Below are 17,317 nucleotides of genomic sequence, written 5' to 3'. Positions count from 1 at the left end.
GCCTGTAGGTGTTGATCGGGGCATTATATCGAACCTGTCAGACCAAGACGTGGCGCCCGATCACCTGGCAGGTTTCCTTTTGTAACAAAATCTTAAGGGATGATAACCATTTTGGGGGAACAATGGGAGGCAGCCGCCACGGCGACGGCCTCCTCGTGTCAGTAGGTGTGATTCAGCTCCCGCTCGGACATGAATCGCAGAGGCTGCTGCAGCTTGTGCTGATAGATGAGATCGAAGGAGAGCACGTTCTGCACGTAGTTGCGCGTCTCCCGGTAGGGAATGCTCTCCACCCAGACATCCATCGGTCTGTCCGCACTCTGCTCCCGCCAGCGTTTGACCCGGCCAGGACCCGCGTTGTAGGCGGCGGCGGCCAGGATCCGGTTGCCGTCATAGACATCCAGCAGACGCTTGAGATAGGCGCTACCGAGGCGGATGTTCATGGTCGGATCGAACAGCTGCTGCTCGTTGCGATAAGGCACCCCCAGCTTGCTGGCAGTCTCCTTCGCGGTGGCCGGCATCAGTTGCATCAAGCCTCGTGCACCCACGGGTGACTGCGCCAGCGGATAGAGCGCGCTCTCCTGACGGGAGATGGCGTAGAGCAGGCTGGTGTTCATGGTGCGCTCCTGGGCCATCTGGGAGAAGGTGCGCTTGAGTGGCAACGGGAAGCGCAAGTCCAGCGCATCCCAGGCCTCGGCCCGGATGCTGGAGAGGATCGCCAGTTCATGCCACCCCTGATTGAGGGCGATGTGACCAAATTCGATGCGCTGGGCCACCGTGTTGCGATCCATGTTGTGGATCCACTCAGAGCGTGCCGCCGTGATCTCGTTCATGGCCAGCAGCTCGCGCACCCGCAGCAGGAAGGGCCAGCGACTGCTCGCCGTACGCCAGTCCGGTACCTTGAGCCCCGAACTCTGGTTTTTCATGCGATAGGGCACGCCGGTGCGCTGGGCCGCCATGAAGCCGTAGAAGCCGCGCAGATTGGCGGTCTCGAGATAGAGATCCCGCGCCGCCTTCTGTTGACCCTGCACTTCCAGCGAACGGGCCATCCAGTAGCGCCAGCGATCCTCCTTCTGGGATCCCATGGGCATCTTCTTGACCCAGCCCGAGAGGCCACGCCAATCCAGCTCCCAGATGGCGAGACGGGCTCTGAGCTCCAGCAACTCTGCATCCTTCATCCGCACCAGGGTCGCATCCAGCCAGCCACGCTGGGCGGTGGATCTGTCCAGCAACAGGCGACGGGCGGCCGCCCGCTCCACGCTGCTGACCTCGGTCTGGTTGAGACCAAAGCGGCGCTTCATCTCCCCCAGCTGGCGCAGCACCGCCTCGGGTTCCTGGTTGGCGTAACGCGCAAGGCCGAGGGCGAGCAGATGCCTGGATTGGGGCGCTGTCGTGAAATAGACCGGATTCATCGCCCGGGCCGGCTGCTCATAGAGGGCGATCATCTGATCCCCATAGGGTTTCAGGTTCCCCCCCAGCTGGGCACCGAGGTGGCGGATGAGGTTGGGGTTTTGCGCCTCGAACGCGAGCTGCATGCGCTGCCATATCTTGTCCTGGGTTCGCAGCCCCGCCTGTTGCCAGAGATCGAACAGGGGATCACACGCATCCGGCCTGGATTGCCCGCTCAGCCAGAGCTTGCCCGCCTCCCGCAGCGCCTCTTGCCGCTGTCCGGTGTAATAGCGGGCCTGATAGTGCTGGCAGAGCAGATCGGTGGAGCTGGGCTTGTTCGGATAGAAACGCAGGAATTGGGACCACTGCTGGCTCTGGGCCAGATAGGTGAGATAGCTGCGCTCCAGCCGGTTGGACTGGGGAGTATCCCCGTGCTGGCGGATGAAGCGGGTCACATCGTCATAGTCCGCCGCCCCCGGCCGGAAAGCCAGCTGGTAGTAATCCAGGTAGGGCAGCAGAGGATAGTGGGTCAGGCGGGAACGAATTTGCTGGAAACGGGCCTGATCATCGGCGCGCACCGCATCATAGGCCTGACGGTAGAGGGACTGTTCCATGGTTTGCGCGAAGACCGGTGCCACCGGCCCCGATGCGCACAGCGCCGATACGATGATTCCCCAGACGGCTTTCACGAATAGCGTACTCCCTTGAGAGGCAGAACCACCGCCCGCTGGCGGTGGTGATATGGCTCTCATTCTACCCGCTAATCAGGGGGGCGACGCCACACTATTTTTATCCGCAGAGGGAAGCCGTTCGACGCGGCAGACGCTCGATATAACGCTCCAGATAGGGCACGGGCAACGGCTTGGAGGCGAGGTATCCCTGGAAGAAATGACAGCCCTGCGCCTGCAGGAATTCCAGCTGCTGGCGCGACTCCACCCCCTCCGCCGTCACGTTGAAGCCCATGTGACGCGCCATGGCGATCACCGCCTCGACGATGGCCATGTTGTCGCCATCCCTGGGAATATCCTGGATGAAGGATCTGTCTATCTTGAGCTCATCCGCCGGCAACCGCTTGAGGTAGCTCAAGGAGGAGTAACCGGCACCAAAGTCATCGATGGCAAAGCTGATGCCGAGTGTCTTGAGCTCGGCCATCTTGCTGATGGTGTCTTCTGCGTGGCCGAGCACTACGGATTCGGTGATCTCCAGATTCAGACAGCCAGGATCCATGCCGGTCGCGGCCAGGACGTCGTGAATGCGATCGACGAAGTCGTGGGCATGGAACTGCTTGGCACTGACATTGACCGACAGCTGGGGCACGTGAATGCCACTCTCTTCCCAGGAGACGTACTGGGTGCAGGCTTCATGCAACACCCAGTTGCCGATGTCGACGATGAGATCCGTCTCCTCGGCGATGGGGATGAATTCACCGGGGGACACCAGGGCGCGGCCGGGAGGCTGCCAGCGGATCAGCGCCTCCACCCCGATGAACTCCCCGCCCTCCACCATGTGCTGGGGCTGATAGTGAAGCGTCAATTCCTGGTTGTTGAGGGCGCTGCGCAGCTCGTTGTGAATGAGCAGGCGCCGATCGGCCTGCAACTGCATGGAGGCGTCGAAGAAGCGCCGGGTCTTGCGTCCCGCGGATTTCGCCTGATACATGGCGGTGTCTGCCTGCTTGAGCAAGTCCCCCGCCTCCTGCTCCCGGCCGGGGAAGAGGGTGATGCCGACGCTGGCCCCGATATGCAGCACCTGGCCCCCATGGCTGTAGGGAGCGGCAATCTCCCCGATCAGGCGCTCGGCAATCATGTCGGCCTGCATCTCCGCCTGGGGCGGGCTGGCCGAGAGCGACGGCAGCAGCAAGACGAACTCGTCCCCCCCGAGCCGGGCAAGGCAATCCCCCTGCCGAACCAGCCGCTTGAGGCGACTCGCCACCTCCTTGAGCAACCAGTCACCGGTGGCGTGGCCAAGGGAGTCGTTGATGGTCTTGAAGTGATCGAGATCGATGAACAGCAGGGCCCCGACCAGATGCTCGCGGCTCGCCTCGATGAAGGCCTGGGCCAGGGTTTCATGAAGCTGACGGCGATTGGGCAGGCCGGTCAGCTCGTCGTAATAGGCGAGATCCTGGATGCGGCGCTCCGCCGCCTTGCGCTCGGAAATGTCCTCGAAGAAGATGACGTAGTGGCTGATCTCCCCCTTGTCGTCCTGCACCGGCGTGACGATTTCCCACTGGGGATAGGCCCGGCCATCGGCGTGCTGGCGCTGGGTCTCCCCCTGCCAGCGCGTGAGGTCGCTGAGCTCGTAACCCAGCCCCCCCAGACCGGACCAGAGATCGTCCCCCAGATGCAGACCTATCACGCCCTGGTTGTCAAAGCCGGTGATCTGGCCGAAGGCATGATTGACCCGCAGGATCTTGAACGCAGGGTCAGTGATGATGATCCCTTCGTGGGTCTCGAAGGCAACCGCAGAGAGTCGCAGCTGGGCATCGCTGTGCAGGCGTTCCAACTCGGCAGCCATGCGAGCCGAGAAGAGGGTCAGCACGGCGTCCAGATCGGCGGTCTGGATCTCGCCGGGGAACAACAGGGCCAGATGACCCAGCAGTTGGCCGCCGCGATCCCGCAGCGGCTGGGCATAGTAGTATTGGCCCGGCAGGGATCCCGCCTCCTCCAGCAGTCGCCCGCTCACCGGCGCCATGTCGGCGGCATGCTGCTCATAGAGGCGCTGGCAGGGCATCTGCGCCGGGGAGTACTCCTTGAGCTCGATGCCGTGGCTCGCCAGCACCCTGAGCCGATCCCGTGCGAGGCACTCCGTCAGCCAGACCGCGCTGGCACCCAGAATATGGGCGAGCTCGTTGACCAGGGTATGGCAGAAGTCGAGCCCCGTCTTGGCGGAGAGCGCCTGCGCCAGCTGGGCCAGCAAGGGTTCTTGCAGCAGGGGAAGTCGCGGGGAGACAGTGCCCAGCGGATCGCTGGTGCCCTGCAGGCGGGATGCCATGTCCAGGGGCGCCACCCAGCCACAGCAGAGACCCTGGGTGGGCACATACTGGCCGCACCAGAGCATGTGATGCATGACGCCGTCTTCACCCTGCAGATGTCCGATGAACTGGCCGGGCTGGTCCGAATCATGGAGCCGGGAGAGAAACTCGGCGAAACCGGCTTCATCTTCCTGTGCCAGCCTTGCGGCCCAAGGGTGGGCCCCCTCTCCCTGCCAGGGCTGGCAGGTGAGATGATCGGACAAACTCCATTTCCCGAGTGGCCGATCATAAAACCACATCAGCTGAGTGGCTTGCTGCTTCATTGACGACTCCAACACGACAACCACGTTACCGACCCGCACATCTGCGAGCCGATAACTATCAACGCATATCTTCACCGGCACACGGCATGCCGTCTGCGATGGGGTGGGAGAGATATGGGCAATTAAATCCGAAACCAGGGGGCAGAGACCAGACATCAGGTCGGCACGAGGCGCTGCCAAGGGGGGACAGAAACGATTCTACTTCCGTCATACTGCCTGCCGGTTTCGCTGAGCTCAAGCGGTTTTTGGCACGAAACCGGAAAAGGTCACAATTTATAATTCGCTAAATAATCGAGAAGATATTTCGTGATCCAGATCACACTTTCATCCCGCTACATGGGTAATCTGGAGGTGAAGACACAAGCAAGACGACCCAAAGGGGGCCAATATGAAAATTGAAATTACCAGTAAAATCATTGAGATTACCCCGGCTATCCGCGAGCGCATTGAATCCCGGTTTGAAAAGCTCGAGCGTCTTCAGGTGCCTCTTATCACACCGCATGTGATCATCTCGAAAGAGCGTTTGATGTATATCGTCGAGGCCAAGGCCGGCGTTCCCAACGGCAAGCTGTTTGCACAGGCAGAACACGAGGATCTCTACGCCGCCGTCACCGAACTGGGCCAGAAGCTGGAACGCCAGCTCAATCGTCACACCGAGAAGCCCATCGCGCGCCGTGCTTCGACCAAGGAAGCACCACAACTGGAACCCGACGAGGCCGATGTCTGAGCCTAGTCCGGTACAGATCACATCATTGACGAGAGAGGCGGGGTAACCCGCCTTTTTGCTGCCTCTCTTTCCACCATCAGCTCAGCCAGTGCAGACCTGCCTCCACCCCGCCCTTCAATCTATCGAGCAGAGGAAGCATCAACAGAGGATCCTCTCCCCTGGGGACCGACACCACGGCATCAGACACCTGCCTCGCTTGCCAGCGTTCGCGTCCGAGCGCCGACAGGTTGTCGTAGACGGCGGGAGCCAGCGCCGGCGTCTTCGCCACTATGGGAGGGGAGCGCAGTGCCAGCCAGAGCTGCAGATCCAGCGCGCAGCCCCCCTGCTGCAGGCGCTCGTTGATGCCGCTGGCATCCCCCTCCTCCACACTCCCCTGCAAGGCCGTCTGCGCCGGCAGGCCGAAGTGCTGGCGCCATTCACGGGTCTCGGTGGTCGCAGGAGAGCGCCCCTCGAACCAGGGCTGCTCGTCGACGGCATCGGTCAGCAGTGCCAGGTGCAGCCGGAAGTCGGCCCTGTCCCCCTGGCGCAGATCCTGGTTTAAGCGCTGACCCAGCTGGGCTTCATCGACGAGCAGGCGATCGCGAATGGCGTTGGGTAGCATGAGATAAATCTTATAAATAGGGGTTTCATTGCTTATCGGCCGTCAACCCGATCCTTTAAGCATTAAAAATCCGGGGCAAGGGGTTCACAACGGTGAGGGATCTGTTAGTATGCGCCTCGCACTTGGGGAGGGGTTCCCGAGCGGCCAAAGGGATCAGACTGTAAATCTGACGGCTCTGCCTTCGAAGGTTCGAATCCTTCTCCCTCCACCATTCAAGTGCGCGTCTCGCAAGGGATGCATCAAAACCAGCAAGGCCCCGTGGAGGGGTTCCCGAGCGGCCAAAGGGATCAGACTGTAAATCTGACGGCTCTGCCTTCGAAGGTTCGAATCCTTCTCCCTCCACCACTCTTCAGACAACCCGGCCTTGCGCCGGGTTTTCACTTTTTTGCCTCCCAGATCCTACCACCACCAGCTGCCCAAAATAAGAACGGGAGGCCAGCGCCTCCCGTTCCCAAGTCATGCCCGCCCCTTACAGGGTGAAGCGATAGAAGATGTCCACCGCCTGGGCTACCCCACTCATGGCCTGCAGATAGAGCCTCGGCATCACCTCGTAGCGCAGCTTGAACTCGGCGATGGGGCTGAACACCCCTACCCCGTACTGGAACTGCAGGCCGGGCAGCAGATAGGCCGACAGGGTGACCTGGGTATCGTCTCCGCTGCCGGCGGTATCCAGGGCCATATCGCTCATGCCAAGGGACTCGCCAAGCCCGGAGACCACCCCGTTGGCCTGGCTGACGGCTCCCGCCACCAGCAGGCCGTTGAAACCGCCATCCTCACCCCCGGTCTGCAACCCCTTGCCCCGGAGCAGATAGGAGAGCTGCTCGGACTGTGCCATCTGCGGCTCGGAGTAGACGGAGATCTTCGGCTTGGTGGCCGGCCCCGTCACCCGCACCCCGACGGTCACGTTGTCCTCCATGGTATCGGGATCCCGATAGGTCTCGATATTGAGGTAAGGCTGATCGATGGGGCCGGAGAAGATGATCCGCCCCTCCTTGATGATGAGGTTCTGACCATAGGCCTTGAAGCGCCCATCCTTCAACTCCAGCTGACCGTTGCCCGACAGGGGCTTGGCGGGATCCTGGCGGATGTTGAGCCCGCCGGCCACCTTGGTCTTGAGCCCCATGGCCTCAAGGCGTACGTCATCCCCCATCCGGATGGCGAGGTTGATCTCCATCGGCAGGGGTTCGGCCTTGGGTACGGGGGGGATGTCGTCGTAGATCACGGTCACATCATCCGACACCGCCACGGCGCTATCAGGCAGACTCTTGACCAGGATCCGTGACCAGGGGATATCTACCTTGCCACTGACCTTGGTCTCTTCCCCGAGGGAAATGGCGATGTCCGGCGTCACCCGCACCCGTCCCATGCCGGGATACTGGGCTTCCAGATCCTTGCCCTGAATGGTGAGGCTGCCGGTGAGAGGCTGCCTGGCCCAGCTCATCCAGCCCCCCAGTGCCAGCGGCCCCTTGCCCACCAGCATGGAGCCATCAAGCTCTGCCCGGTTGCCATCTATCTTGAGGCGCGTCACCAGCTTGGAGAGGGTCACCATGTCGGAGTGGGTCTGCACCTCCCCATCCCTGAGGGCGAGCTCCCCATACAGCAGAGGCGCTGCCAAGGTGCCATCGAAGCGGGCATTGGCGGAGATTATTCCCTGCAGGGAACGCACCTCGGGAATGAGGGGGGCAAAGGCGGTGAGCTTGAGATCGTCGAACTTGAGCTGACCCGACAGCTGGCCTCGTCCGGCGGGTTCCCGGATGAGTAGATCCGTATCGATGTTCCCTATCTTCTGGGAGGCGAAATCGAGACGAATGGCGGCCTGCTGACGCTCGAAGTCGACCCCGAGCTCCAGACGCTGGTAGTCGGTCTTCAGCTCATCGGCCACCAGGGTGCCCGGGGTGGTGCGCACGGTGGCGTGCAGGGTCGGCTGAGAACCACGCCAGCTTGCCCGGCCATCGGCCGACAGCACCGCCTGCCAGCGGAAGTTGTCCGGCATCCAGGGGCGCAGGCGCTTGAGATCAAACTGGCTCAGGGCAAACTCCAGGCTGCCCTGGGCTGCCGAGAGGCGGCTGCCCTTGACGCAGAGGCTGGCGCCCTGCGAGGCGAGACAGAGATCCCCCATGGTCAGTTGCTGCTTGGGCAAGTCCACATCCAGCGCCCAGGGAGCCGTCAGGGCCCAGCGTTTGAACGGCGTCTTCAACTTCAATTCGGACAGGGCACCACGCCAGTGATCCCCGCGCAGGCTGCCGTTGATGCTGAGATCCGCCGCCACCGGCTCCCCCTTCACGGTCAGTGTCAGCCCATGGCGATTGAGATCACCGCTGGCGTTGAGGGCGAGGTCGGAGAGCTTGTTCGCCCCCTGCGCCAGGCTTGCCACCGTCAGCGACAGCTCGCCGGCCGGCTTGTCGGACGCCAGCACATTGCCCTTGATGGCGATCCCCTTGAGCACCATGCCGTCATAGGCGAGGCGACCAGCGGCCAGATCCGCATTCACCCTGGGGGCCTGCTGGTTGCCGGTGACGCGCACCTGGCCCTTGATGTCCCCCTTGAGGGCGGGATAGAGGCAGCCCAGCTGGGGGGCATCGAGATCCGCATCCAGCTTCCAGGCCTGCTGGGTCAGCGCCCCCTTGGCCTGCAGCCGGTTCGGGCCGCTTTGCAGCGCCAGAGAGGGGATGGTCCACTCCATCTTGTCGTTGCCGCTGAGGTTCCCCTTCAGGGCCAACGGATACTGATTCAGCTTGCCTTCGATGTTGAGTTCAGGCAGCGCCAGCTGCCAGTGCCCTGCCTCTGTCATCTCGAAACGGCTGGCAATCTTGCCCGCCAGCTTGCCCTTGATCTCGGGCACCAGCTCGGCCGGGTTGATCCCCTTGAATTCTGTTGTGCCCTGCCACTGGACGCCCTTGCTCCAGGCCAGCTTGCCATCGAGCTTGAGTTCACCACTCAGGGCATTGAGCAGCAGCTCGATGCGGCCAAGCTGGGTCAGATCCCCCTTGCCATCGATCGCCAATTTGAAGGGAGGCACGTCCGTCCCCCTGCCCCCCGTGTTCAAGGCAAACTGATAGCCGGAGAGCTTGCCCTTGGCACTCAGGCGGCCCTTGTCCAGCTGATAGCTCGGCTCCTCTTTTGCCGGCTTGTGCAGCGGCCAGCCCAGGCGCTTCCAGTCCAGCGCCAGATCGAACGGCAAGTCGGGATCCAGGGCCGCCAGGGTACCCTTGAGGTTGGCGGCGACCGGTCCCTTGGCTTGCAGCGCCAGCGCCAGCTTGCCCACTGAACCGTCCAGCTTGAGACTGGCCTGCTCGCTGTCGAGCTCCCACTGTTTGAGCCCCTTGCGGGCCTTGGCATCCAGAGTCAGGTCGAGGGGATAGTCATCCACCAGGCGCACATGACCGTGCAGGGAGAGATCCGCCATGTCGTGGCGCAGGGAGAGTTCGCGAACATCGATGCGCTCCTCCTTGGCCGAGACGGTCAGCAGCAGACTGTCGAGCCCCTCGATGAGCTCACCCTGCTGGTAACGCACCCGGGTGGCGTTCAGCCCTTGCAGCTCGATGGGGAATGGCAGACGAATGGCGGGCAGCACGATGGGCTCCGGCTTGCCGGGCGCCACCTTGTCGGCCGTGCTCTTCCTGGTGTTGCCTGTCGGCTTGCTCTTCTGCTCGGCGGGCAGGCTGACCACGACACGAGCCTCATCCTTGGCGGACTGGGTGGCGACAGCGCCGGAGGGGGGAGTGTTGGCCTTTGCCGGCCCCTTGCCGTCGGCAGGCTTGGCCCCCTTGGCATCCGCGGCGTCCGCCAGGGTGATGGTCAGCCCGTCGAACACGGGGCCGCGCACGATGAGCCCCTGCCGGTTCAAGGTGGCGCCGATGTCGAGATCCTTCAAGGTCACCGCCACCCCGGGTACCACCAGATCCAGGTCCGCCACCTTGAGGCTGTCGAACTGGATGCGCAGGGGCAAGGGATGCCAGACGAAGGGCTCTGACGGTTCTTCCACCGCGGGTTCGGATTCCGCGACCCGCACCACGGGATGGGTCACGTCCAGGGATTTTATCCAGAGCTTGCCCTGCAGCAACTTGCCGAGATCCCAGTCCAGCACGGCTCGCTCGACGGTGACATCCACCAGCTCATCCTGCCAACCGACCCCTTCCAGGGTCCAGCCGTAGCCAAGCTGACCCGCCACCAGCTCCCCTTTCAGGGCGGGCAGAGCGGATTTGGCCTGTTGCCACAGCCATTTGTTGCCCTGATGGGTGAACCCCAGCAGGCTGACGCCGATGAGCAGCAGGAAGATGATGCCCATCAACCACAAGAAAATGCGTTTTACCCAGATCACGATGCAGACCCCAGCGAGAAATGCAGCCGCAGCGGCCAATGAAGATGAATCACGCTTTCAATTGCGACTTTTGCAGCGTGTAATGTCGCAGGATATTCAACAAGCAGTGGAAGTCTCGGCATCATAGCTCCGGCCCCAACGCGAAGTGCAACCGCAGCGGCTTGTCTTCCTCGGAGATGCCGACCGCCAGATCCAGTCTGACCTGCCCGATGGGGGTCACCCAACGCACCCCGAAGCCCGTCCCTATCTTCCAGGCCTCGCTGTAATCGACGGTGGCGGTGCCCGCATCCACGAACAGGGCCCCCAGCCACTTCTCGCTGATGCGGTAGTTGTACTCCAGACTGCCCACGCTGGTGTAACGACCGCCGGTGAGCTTGCCGTCCTCATCCCGTGGCGAGATGGTCTCGTAGCCATAGCCACGCACCGTCTGATCGCCACCGGTGAAGAAACGCAGGGAGGGCGGCACCAGGGAGAAGTCGTCCCCGACGATGGCCCCCTGCTCGACCCGCATCAGGAAGCGGTGATCCTCCCCCAGGGTGCGCAACCACTTGCTGCGTCCCCACACCCGCATGAAGTTGATGTCCGATCCCCAGTAGGGGCTGGAAAACTCGAAGGTCAGTTGCTGGCGATCCCCCCACTCCGGCACCAGGCCACCGCGTACCCGCAGTCGTGACCAGGAGACCCCGGGGATCAGCAAGAGGCTGTTGCCTTCGTCGTTGCCCTGCACGTAACGCTCGTTCTCCAGACGCAGGAAGACGTCTCTGTCCCAGCTCTCCGGCCGCCGCTTCCAGCGGTGCACCCCGATGCTGGTGAGATCGGAACGGGTATCGTTGTTGTTGGTGTACTGGTAGCCCGCCTGCAGGGAGTAGTAATCCCGCAGCGGGTTGCCTACCGGGATCTGGTAGTCGAAGCTGAGCTCGGCTTCCGGCGCCGAGACCTTGGCAGTGCTGGAGAGGCTGTGACCGTAACGGTTGACCCAGGGCTTCTCCCAGGTGGCGCTCATGCGCGGCCCCACGTCGGTGGCGTAGCCGACACCGACCTCGATCTCGTGATCGACCCGGTTGGAGAGGGTCACCTGTACCGGCACCCGGTGATCCTTGGCCTGGCTGATCATGGGTTTGATATCCACCTGCTTGAACAGCTTGGTGGAGGAGACATCCTGGGACATCTCGGCAAGGCGGATGGCGAGATAGGGCTCACCGCTCTGGATGTTGATGAGGGGCTTGATGAGGCGCAGGGCTTCCGGGGTCGCATCGTAGTGGATGTCACCGAAGCGATAGCGGGGGCCGGAGCGGAACACGATATAGATCTCCGCCTTGCCCTGATCCGGGAAGACCTTGACCTGACTCTTGCTGATCCTGGCGTCGAAGTAGCCGCGGGCCAGCCCCAGACTGCCGAGATCCGCCTTGATGGACTCGTACATGCCGTGATTGAGGGGATCCCCTTCCTTGAGGGGCAGCTTGTCCAGCAGGGCGCTGTAGATCTCGTCGTTGCCCGCCTCCCCTTCCAGCAGGATGTCGAGGCGGGAGACCAGCACGGGCTTGCCTCTGTCAATCTCTATGCCGACCTTGGCGGGAGCCTTCTTGTCACGGGTCAGGGTGATCTTGGGCTGGTAGTAGCCATAGACCTGCAGCGCCTTTTGCACTTCCTCGGTGATCCGGGTGCGCGCCGTGCGGTACTGGCGCTCCTGATAGACGGGCAGAGCGTTGAGATAAGCCTCGACGTTGTCTTTCTGCTCCCCCTTCACCCCCTTGACCTGATAGGTCAGCTTGGCGGCCATGGCGGGCATCGCCAGCAACAAGAGGCAGAGGGCGAGCAGTGTGCCGAGCCCAGGGCGAAAATATCGTCCAGGCGTTCTGGTCCCTGCAGGCAGGAGAGAATAGCATCCTGTCAAACGTCGGTTTCCCCGCATAACGTGATTAAATTGCTGTATTAATTAGAATGATAATGGGGACTGGCCCCTGACAAGCGCCGCTCATCCTAGCATAACCTCGTCCGGGGTCGCAGCGCCTGCCCCCCACACTGTCCCCTCTATTCTGGCACCGCCTTTCCCCGTCCCGGGTCGCCTCGCAGGGTCTGCCCGCGAAAACCTGGCCCTCGACGGGTAAAACTGGACACTCCTTGGGCACTCATGGGTAAAAAACCGGCGCCGGGGCCGTTTCTCACCCCCGGCAAGTCTGACAGCTCCTTCGCTGGCGCCGCGCGACAATCTCTGTCGGAGCAGCGATGTCCCGGCCCCCATGGGCGTCAAGCGTTACTTGACATCATGCCTGCATCCCGGGGGCTTGACCAGCCGCGAATGGGCGAGAAAACAAGTTTAAATCAACAACTTGAACCGAAAAAGTGAAAGCCTCGTTCAATCCAATCGATTTATCCCGCTGCCACTGGCCGCTCCCCTGCCCCACACTTCTCCCATCCGATGCAAGAAGAGACTCCATGCCCATGCGTAGCGAACAGATGGCGGACTACATCGCCGACCGACTCGAGTTCATCACCTTCCTGGCCTGTTGCAGCGCCCTGCTCGCCCTGCTGACCGGCATGAACGGCCAACAGGCGCTGGCCTTCACCGCCCTCAACCTGCCCTTCGGCCTCGCCCTGCTGCTGGGGTTGGCCATGCTGGCCCCCCTGCCCGTCCATTGGCGCCTGCCCGGCGTCACCCTGCTGCTCGCCGGTGGCGCCCTGCTTACCCTGCAACTCGGGGGAGAGTGGCTCAACCCGCTGGCCATCTGGAGCCTTTATGCCCTGCTGGGGCTGGAGATCCTCTGGCAGGCTCGCCCCCGGGCACGGCTGACCGCCAATGCCCGAGGCTGAAAGAGGCACCTCACAGCGCAAGCCGGCGGCTGACGCCTGACCAGATTTGGGGTAATCTTGCGCCCCTGGTTTTTAGCCAGCCCTGTTCAGCCGTCCGTTTCAGTCATTTGCGATCCGCCGAGGAGCCCCCCATGAAGAAAGCCTGTGCCCAGCACATCCTGGTCAAGACCGAGAAGCAGTGCCTCGAGATCAAGGAGAAGATCGAGAAGGGTGCCGACTTCGGCCAGATGGCCAAGCGCTTCTCCACCTGCCCGTCCGGCAAGCGCTCCGGGGATCTGGGGGAGTTTTCCAAGGGGGACATGGTCAAGGCCTTTGACGACGCCGTGTTCAAGGGAGAGCTGCTGACCGTGCTGGGGCCGGTGCGCACCAAGTTCGGCTTCCACCTCATCAAGGTGCTCTACCGCAGCTGAGCCCCGCGCGCGTCAGCAGGGGCGACCGCCCGTCGCCCCTGTTTGCTCCCGCCATCCCCTCCTTATCTCGCCCCGCATCTAGTCCCTCCCGCAGTGACCCGGTCTCTTCCATCATATCCCTGCTGCCTCTGCCGAAGTCCCGCCCTCTCTCCACCCTTGCTGGCACCTGGCTCTCCATCGAGGCCAAGGCCATGTAATGTGGATGAATTTACTAACGTTATCAGTTAATTAAGTTTATCCTTCTGAGCATTGCCCATCAAAATCCGCGGATCCCTGATATGCCCAGCTTTTTGTGGTGGCCCCTGCTGGCCTGGTTGCTGCCCCTCGGGGGGGCCCTTGGCAGTCGCATTCATCTCTGGCCCTGGTGGGCTGGCTTCATCCTCTGTCTGGGAGGGGCCCTCCTCAGCCTCTGCCTGTTGCTGCGCCTGCCCTGGCGCCGTCGCCGCACCACCAATCTCTGGCCGGATATCTGGGGCATAGTGCCCCTGCTGCTGCCCCTGCTGTTTCTGGTGCAGGCTTTGCGAGCGCCGCTGACCAACGACGTCAGCACGGATCCCTACAACCCTCCCCGCCTCACCTGGGCCGAAGAGCTCAGAACGGCGCAGGATCTGCCAATAAATGCCGCCCCCTTGCAAGCATTTACCGGCAACCCCGGTCCTCTCTATACCCAGGCCTCCCCGGCCGAGGTGCTGGCCGAGGCCGAGGAGTTGATGGCCGAGCTCGGCTGGCGCGTCAGGGAGACACAGAGCGGGCTCGACGCCGTGGTCACCAGCCCCTGGTTCGGCTTTGAGGACGACGTGGCGCTGAGGATCTTCAAAGGCCCCCAGGAGACCCGCGTCGACATGCGCTCCGCCTCCCGCCAGGGCCGCAGCGATCTCGGGGCCAACCGCGCCCGGATCCTGGACTTCAAGGAGCGTCTGAACGAGCGTCTCGGCCAGGCCTATAAACCCAAGATGAAAGATTGAGGTCAAGATGCGCATCGAGGTGAAACCCGACCATGACTATGCCTGGTTTATCCGCCCCTTCTTCTGGTTGCAAAAACGCAACTACGGCCAGGTGCTGATCCCCGGCAAGTGCTGGGGCCGCTCCCCGCGCCTGTTCGCCGCCGTGGCGACCCTGTATGGGGTCATCAACCGCAAGCGCTCTCCCATCACGCCCGTGCTGCGCTCCCTGGTCACGGTGCGGGTCTCCCAGCTCAACTGGTGCCGTTTTTGCGTCGACATCAACGCCATGACCCTCATCAAGCGGGCAGGATCCAGCGAGAAAGTCGAGGCCCTGGCCCAGTGGCGCACCAGCCCCCTGTTCGATGAGCAGGAGCGGGCCGTGCTCGACTACGCCGAGGCCATGACGGGGCTGGATGGCGTCAGTGACGAGCAGGTCGCCCGGCTCAGGCCCTGGTTCGACGACGATGCCATGGTGGAGCTGACCGGCCTCATCGCCTTCCAGAACATGTCCGCCAAGTTCAATGCCGCCCTCGACATCGCCCCCCAGGGCTTCTGCCAGTTGCCGGTGCAACCCGAGCGTGGCACCGCGCCCACAACCCGCGTCGCCGCCGCCCCGATAAAGAGTGACACTTCCCCTCCCCAGCAGGACAAACCGCTGCCATGAGCCGTTCTCGCCTGCTGTTGCTGCTGCTTATCCTCGGATTGGTCGGTACCTTCTTCGCCTTGGATCTCGGCCGCTACCTGAGCCTGCCCGAGTTGCAGGCCCGCCAGGCCGCGGCCGCCACCTGGGTAGAGGCCCATTTCGGCCAGGCGGCCCTGCTGTTCCTCGCCGTCTATGTGCTCAGCACTGCCCTCTCCCTGCCGGGGGCCAGCCTGCTGACGCTCGCCGGCAGCGCCGTCTTCGGCATCGGTTGGGGGCTGCTGCTGGTGTCGTTTGCCAGCACCCTCGGTGCAACCCTCGCCTTTCTCAGCGCCCGCTTCCTGCTGCGCGACTGGGTCAAGGCGCGCTTTGGCGACAGGCTGGCCCAGTTCGAGCAGGGGATGGCAAAAGATGGCGCCAGCTATCTGCTGACCCTGCGTCTCATCCCCCTCTTCCCCTTCTTTCTGGTCAACCTGCTGATGGGGCTCACCCCCATCAGAGTCAGCACCTACTTCTGGGTGAGCCAGCTTGGCATGCTGCCCGGCACCTTCGTCTACGTGCTGGCGGGCTCCGAGCTCGCGACCCTCACCAGCACCGGCAACATCCTCTCCCCCGGCCTCATCCTGGCGCTGACCCTGCTGGGGCTCATGCCCTGGCTGATGAAGCTGCTGATGGCGCGCCTCGCATTGCGCCGACTGCACGCCCCTTATCAGAAGCCCGCGCGCTTTGACTACAACCTGCTGGTCATCGGCGCCGGTGCCGGTGGCCTGGTCACCAGTTACATCGCCGCCGCCGTCAAGGCCAGGGTCGGGCTCATCGAACGCCACCGGATGGGGGGAGATTGCCTCTATACCGGCTGCGTCCCCTCCAAGGCGCTGATCCGAAGCGCTCGCTTCGCCGCCGAGCAGCGCCGGGCGGCCGAACTCGGCTTCACGCCGGCTCAGTCACGGGCCGACTTTGCCGCCGTGATGGCCCGGGTGGCCGAGGTGATCAAGAACGTCGAGCCCCATGATTCGGTGGCGCGCTATCAGGGACTGGGGGTGGAGTGCATTGAAGGCACCGCCCGCCTCGTCTCCCCCTGGGAGCTGGAGGTGGACGGTCAGCGCCTCTCTGCCCGTCACATCGTCATCGCCACCGGCGCCCGGCCCCGCATTCCGGAGCTGCCGGGGCTGGCAGAGGTTCCCTACCTCACCTCGGACAACCTCTGGCAACTGCGCGAAGCGCCGCGCCACCTGCTGGTGCTGGGGGGCGGCCCCATCGGCTGCGAGCTGGCCCAGAGCCTGGCCCAGCTCGGGGTCCCCGTCACCCTGGTGGAGCTGGCTCCCCAGTTGTTGCCAAGGGAAGAACCCAACGTTGCGGCCCTGTTGCAAACCAGGATGGAAGCCGACGGCGTACGGGTGCTGACCGGCTGGCGCGCCGAGCGGGTCGACTACCTGCCATCTGCCGAGGGCTCGCAAACCGAGTCGCAACCCATTCGATTGCACCTGCGCCGTGATGACGAGAGCCTGATGCTGGACGGGGATCAGCTGCTGCTGGCCCTCGGCCGGGTCGCCAACATCAGCGGCTTCGGGCTGGAGACGCTGGGCGTGACCCTCTCGCCCGGCGGCACCGTCGCGGTGGATGAGTATCTGACGACCAATTACCCCAGCCTGCTGGCGGTGGGGGACGTGGCCGGCCCCTATCAGTTCACCCATGTGGCGGCCCACCAAGGCTGGTACGCCGCCGTCAACGCGCTGTTCAGCCCCTTCAAGCGCTTCAAGGCTGACTATCGCGTGATCCCGACCGTCACCTTCACCAGCCCGGAAATCGCCAGGGTGGGCCTCAATCAGGGGGAGGCCCGCGCCCGCGCCATCCCCTTCGAGCTGACCCGCTTCGAGATGGCAGAGCTCGACCGATCCATCGCCGACGGGGAGCGTTCAGGGTTCGTGGAGGTGCTGACGGCACCCGGCAAGGACAGGATCCTCGGCGCCACCATCGTCGGCGAGGGGGCGGGGGAGCGCCTTGCGGAGTTCGTGCTGGCCATGAAGCAGGGGCTCGGCCTTCGCAAGATACTGGCCACCATTCATCCCTATCCCACTCTGGTGGAGGGGAACAAATACCTGGCCGGGGAGTGGCAACGGGCCCACCAGCCGCACCACCTGCTGCCCTGGCTCAACCGCTATCACGGTTGGCGCCGCGGCGCCTGA

12 protein-coding genes and 2 tRNA genes are annotated in these 17,317 nt (G+C 63.3%); 9 read left to right on the top strand and 5 right to left on the bottom strand.

What is annotated here, in order from left to right:
- Positions 1 to 158 precede the first annotated feature (158 nt).
- Together VZC39_RS06540 and VZC39_RS06535 are read right to left on the bottom strand one after the other, a co-directional pair.
- On the bottom strand, positions 159 to 2,075 hold the full coding sequence (locus VZC39_RS06540; RefSeq protein WP_434666763.1) for a transglycosylase SLT domain-containing protein: 1,917 nt from the start codon (positions 2,073 to 2,075) through the stop codon (positions 159 to 161).
- A 100-nt stretch (positions 2,076 to 2,175) separates the two neighbouring features.
- Complete coding sequence (locus tag VZC39_RS06535; RefSeq protein ID WP_434666760.1) at positions 2,176 to 4,677, bottom strand: putative bifunctional diguanylate cyclase/phosphodiesterase; 2,502 nt, start codon at positions 4,675 to 4,677, stop codon at positions 2,176 to 2,178.
- Between the two features lie 388 nt (positions 4,678 to 5,065).
- On the opposite strand from VZC39_RS06535, the gene hpf reads away from it, so the two are divergent.
- Positions 5,066 to 5,404: a ribosome hibernation-promoting factor, HPF/YfiA family gene (hpf, locus tag VZC39_RS06530; protein WP_349921614.1), complete on the top strand. Its 339-nt coding sequence runs from the start codon at positions 5,066 to 5,068 to the stop codon at positions 5,402 to 5,404.
- 76 nt (positions 5,405 to 5,480) lie between these two features.
- Here hpf and VZC39_RS06525 read toward each other — a convergent pair whose 3' ends face one another.
- Positions 5,481 to 6,005, bottom strand: coding sequence for a VC2046/SO_2500 family protein (locus VZC39_RS06525; protein ID WP_434666757.1), 525 nt, complete (start codon positions 6,003 to 6,005; stop codon positions 5,481 to 5,483).
- Positions 6,006 to 6,131: 126 nt separating this feature from the next.
- On the opposite strand from VZC39_RS06525, the gene VZC39_RS06520 reads away from it, so the two are divergent.
- Positions 6,132 to 6,216: transfer RNA gene (locus tag VZC39_RS06520), tRNA-Tyr, on the top strand.
- 49 nt (positions 6,217 to 6,265) lie between these two features.
- Positions 6,266 to 6,350 (top strand) — tRNA-Tyr (locus VZC39_RS06515).
- A 124-nt stretch (positions 6,351 to 6,474) separates the two neighbouring features.
- On the opposite strand, the gene tamB is transcribed toward VZC39_RS06515, so the two are convergent.
- Entirely contained in the window at positions 6,475 to 10,326 is a 3,852-nt protein-coding gene (gene tamB / locus VZC39_RS06510; protein ID WP_434666754.1) for an autotransporter assembly complex protein TamB, read from the bottom strand.
- On the opposite strand from tamB, the gene VZC39_RS06505 reads away from it, so the two are divergent.
- Positions 10,283 to 10,453 carry a hypothetical protein gene (locus VZC39_RS06505; protein WP_349922614.1) on the top strand — a complete coding sequence of 57 codons (171 nt, stop codon included), beginning with the start codon at positions 10,283 to 10,285 and terminating at the stop codon, positions 10,451 to 10,453. The two genes, tamB and VZC39_RS06505, sit on opposite strands and share 44 nt — an antisense overlap.
- Here VZC39_RS06505 and tamA read toward each other — a convergent pair.
- A complete protein-coding gene (gene tamA / locus VZC39_RS06500) occupies positions 10,448 to 12,220 on the bottom strand; it encodes an autotransporter assembly complex protein TamA (protein ID WP_349921610.1) in 1,773 nt (590 codons plus the stop codon). The two genes, VZC39_RS06505 and tamA, sit on opposite strands and share 6 nt — an antisense overlap.
- 542 nt (positions 12,221 to 12,762) lie before the next feature.
- Here tamA and VZC39_RS06495 point away from each other — a divergent pair.
- The 5 genes from VZC39_RS06495 to VZC39_RS06475 all read left to right on the top strand — a co-directional run bounded on the left by VZC39_RS06495 (position 12,763) and on the right by VZC39_RS06475 (position 17,317).
- A complete protein-coding gene (locus tag VZC39_RS06495) occupies positions 12,763 to 13,137 on the top strand; it encodes a hypothetical protein (RefSeq protein WP_434666750.1) in 375 nt (124 codons plus the stop codon).
- A gap of 131 nt (positions 13,138 to 13,268) precedes the next feature.
- A complete protein-coding gene (locus VZC39_RS06490; RefSeq protein WP_349921608.1) occupies positions 13,269 to 13,547 on the top strand; it encodes a peptidylprolyl isomerase in 279 nt (92 codons plus the stop codon).
- 278 nt (positions 13,548 to 13,825) lie between these two features.
- Positions 13,826 to 14,512: a DUF1499 domain-containing protein gene (locus VZC39_RS06485; protein WP_434666747.1), complete on the top strand. Its 687-nt coding sequence runs from the start codon at positions 13,826 to 13,828 to the stop codon at positions 14,510 to 14,512.
- A 7-nt stretch (positions 14,513 to 14,519) separates the two neighbouring features.
- Positions 14,520 to 15,155 (top strand): carboxymuconolactone decarboxylase family protein, encoded by a 636-nt coding sequence (locus tag VZC39_RS06480; protein WP_434666744.1) that lies wholly within the window; start codon positions 14,520 to 14,522, stop codon positions 15,153 to 15,155.
- Complete coding sequence (locus VZC39_RS06475) at positions 15,152 to 17,317, top strand: FAD-dependent oxidoreductase (protein WP_434666741.1); 2,166 nt, start codon at positions 15,152 to 15,154, stop codon at positions 17,315 to 17,317. Before VZC39_RS06480 ends, VZC39_RS06475 begins: the two co-directional genes overlap by 4 nt.

Source organism: Aeromonas sp. NJAU223 (assembly GCF_051125555.1).
GTDB lineage: Bacteria > Pseudomonadota > Gammaproteobacteria > Enterobacterales > Aeromonadaceae > Aeromonas > Aeromonas veronii_G.
Note: the sequence above shows the minus strand (reverse complement) of the source record. Positions and strands in the feature narration are given on the sequence as shown.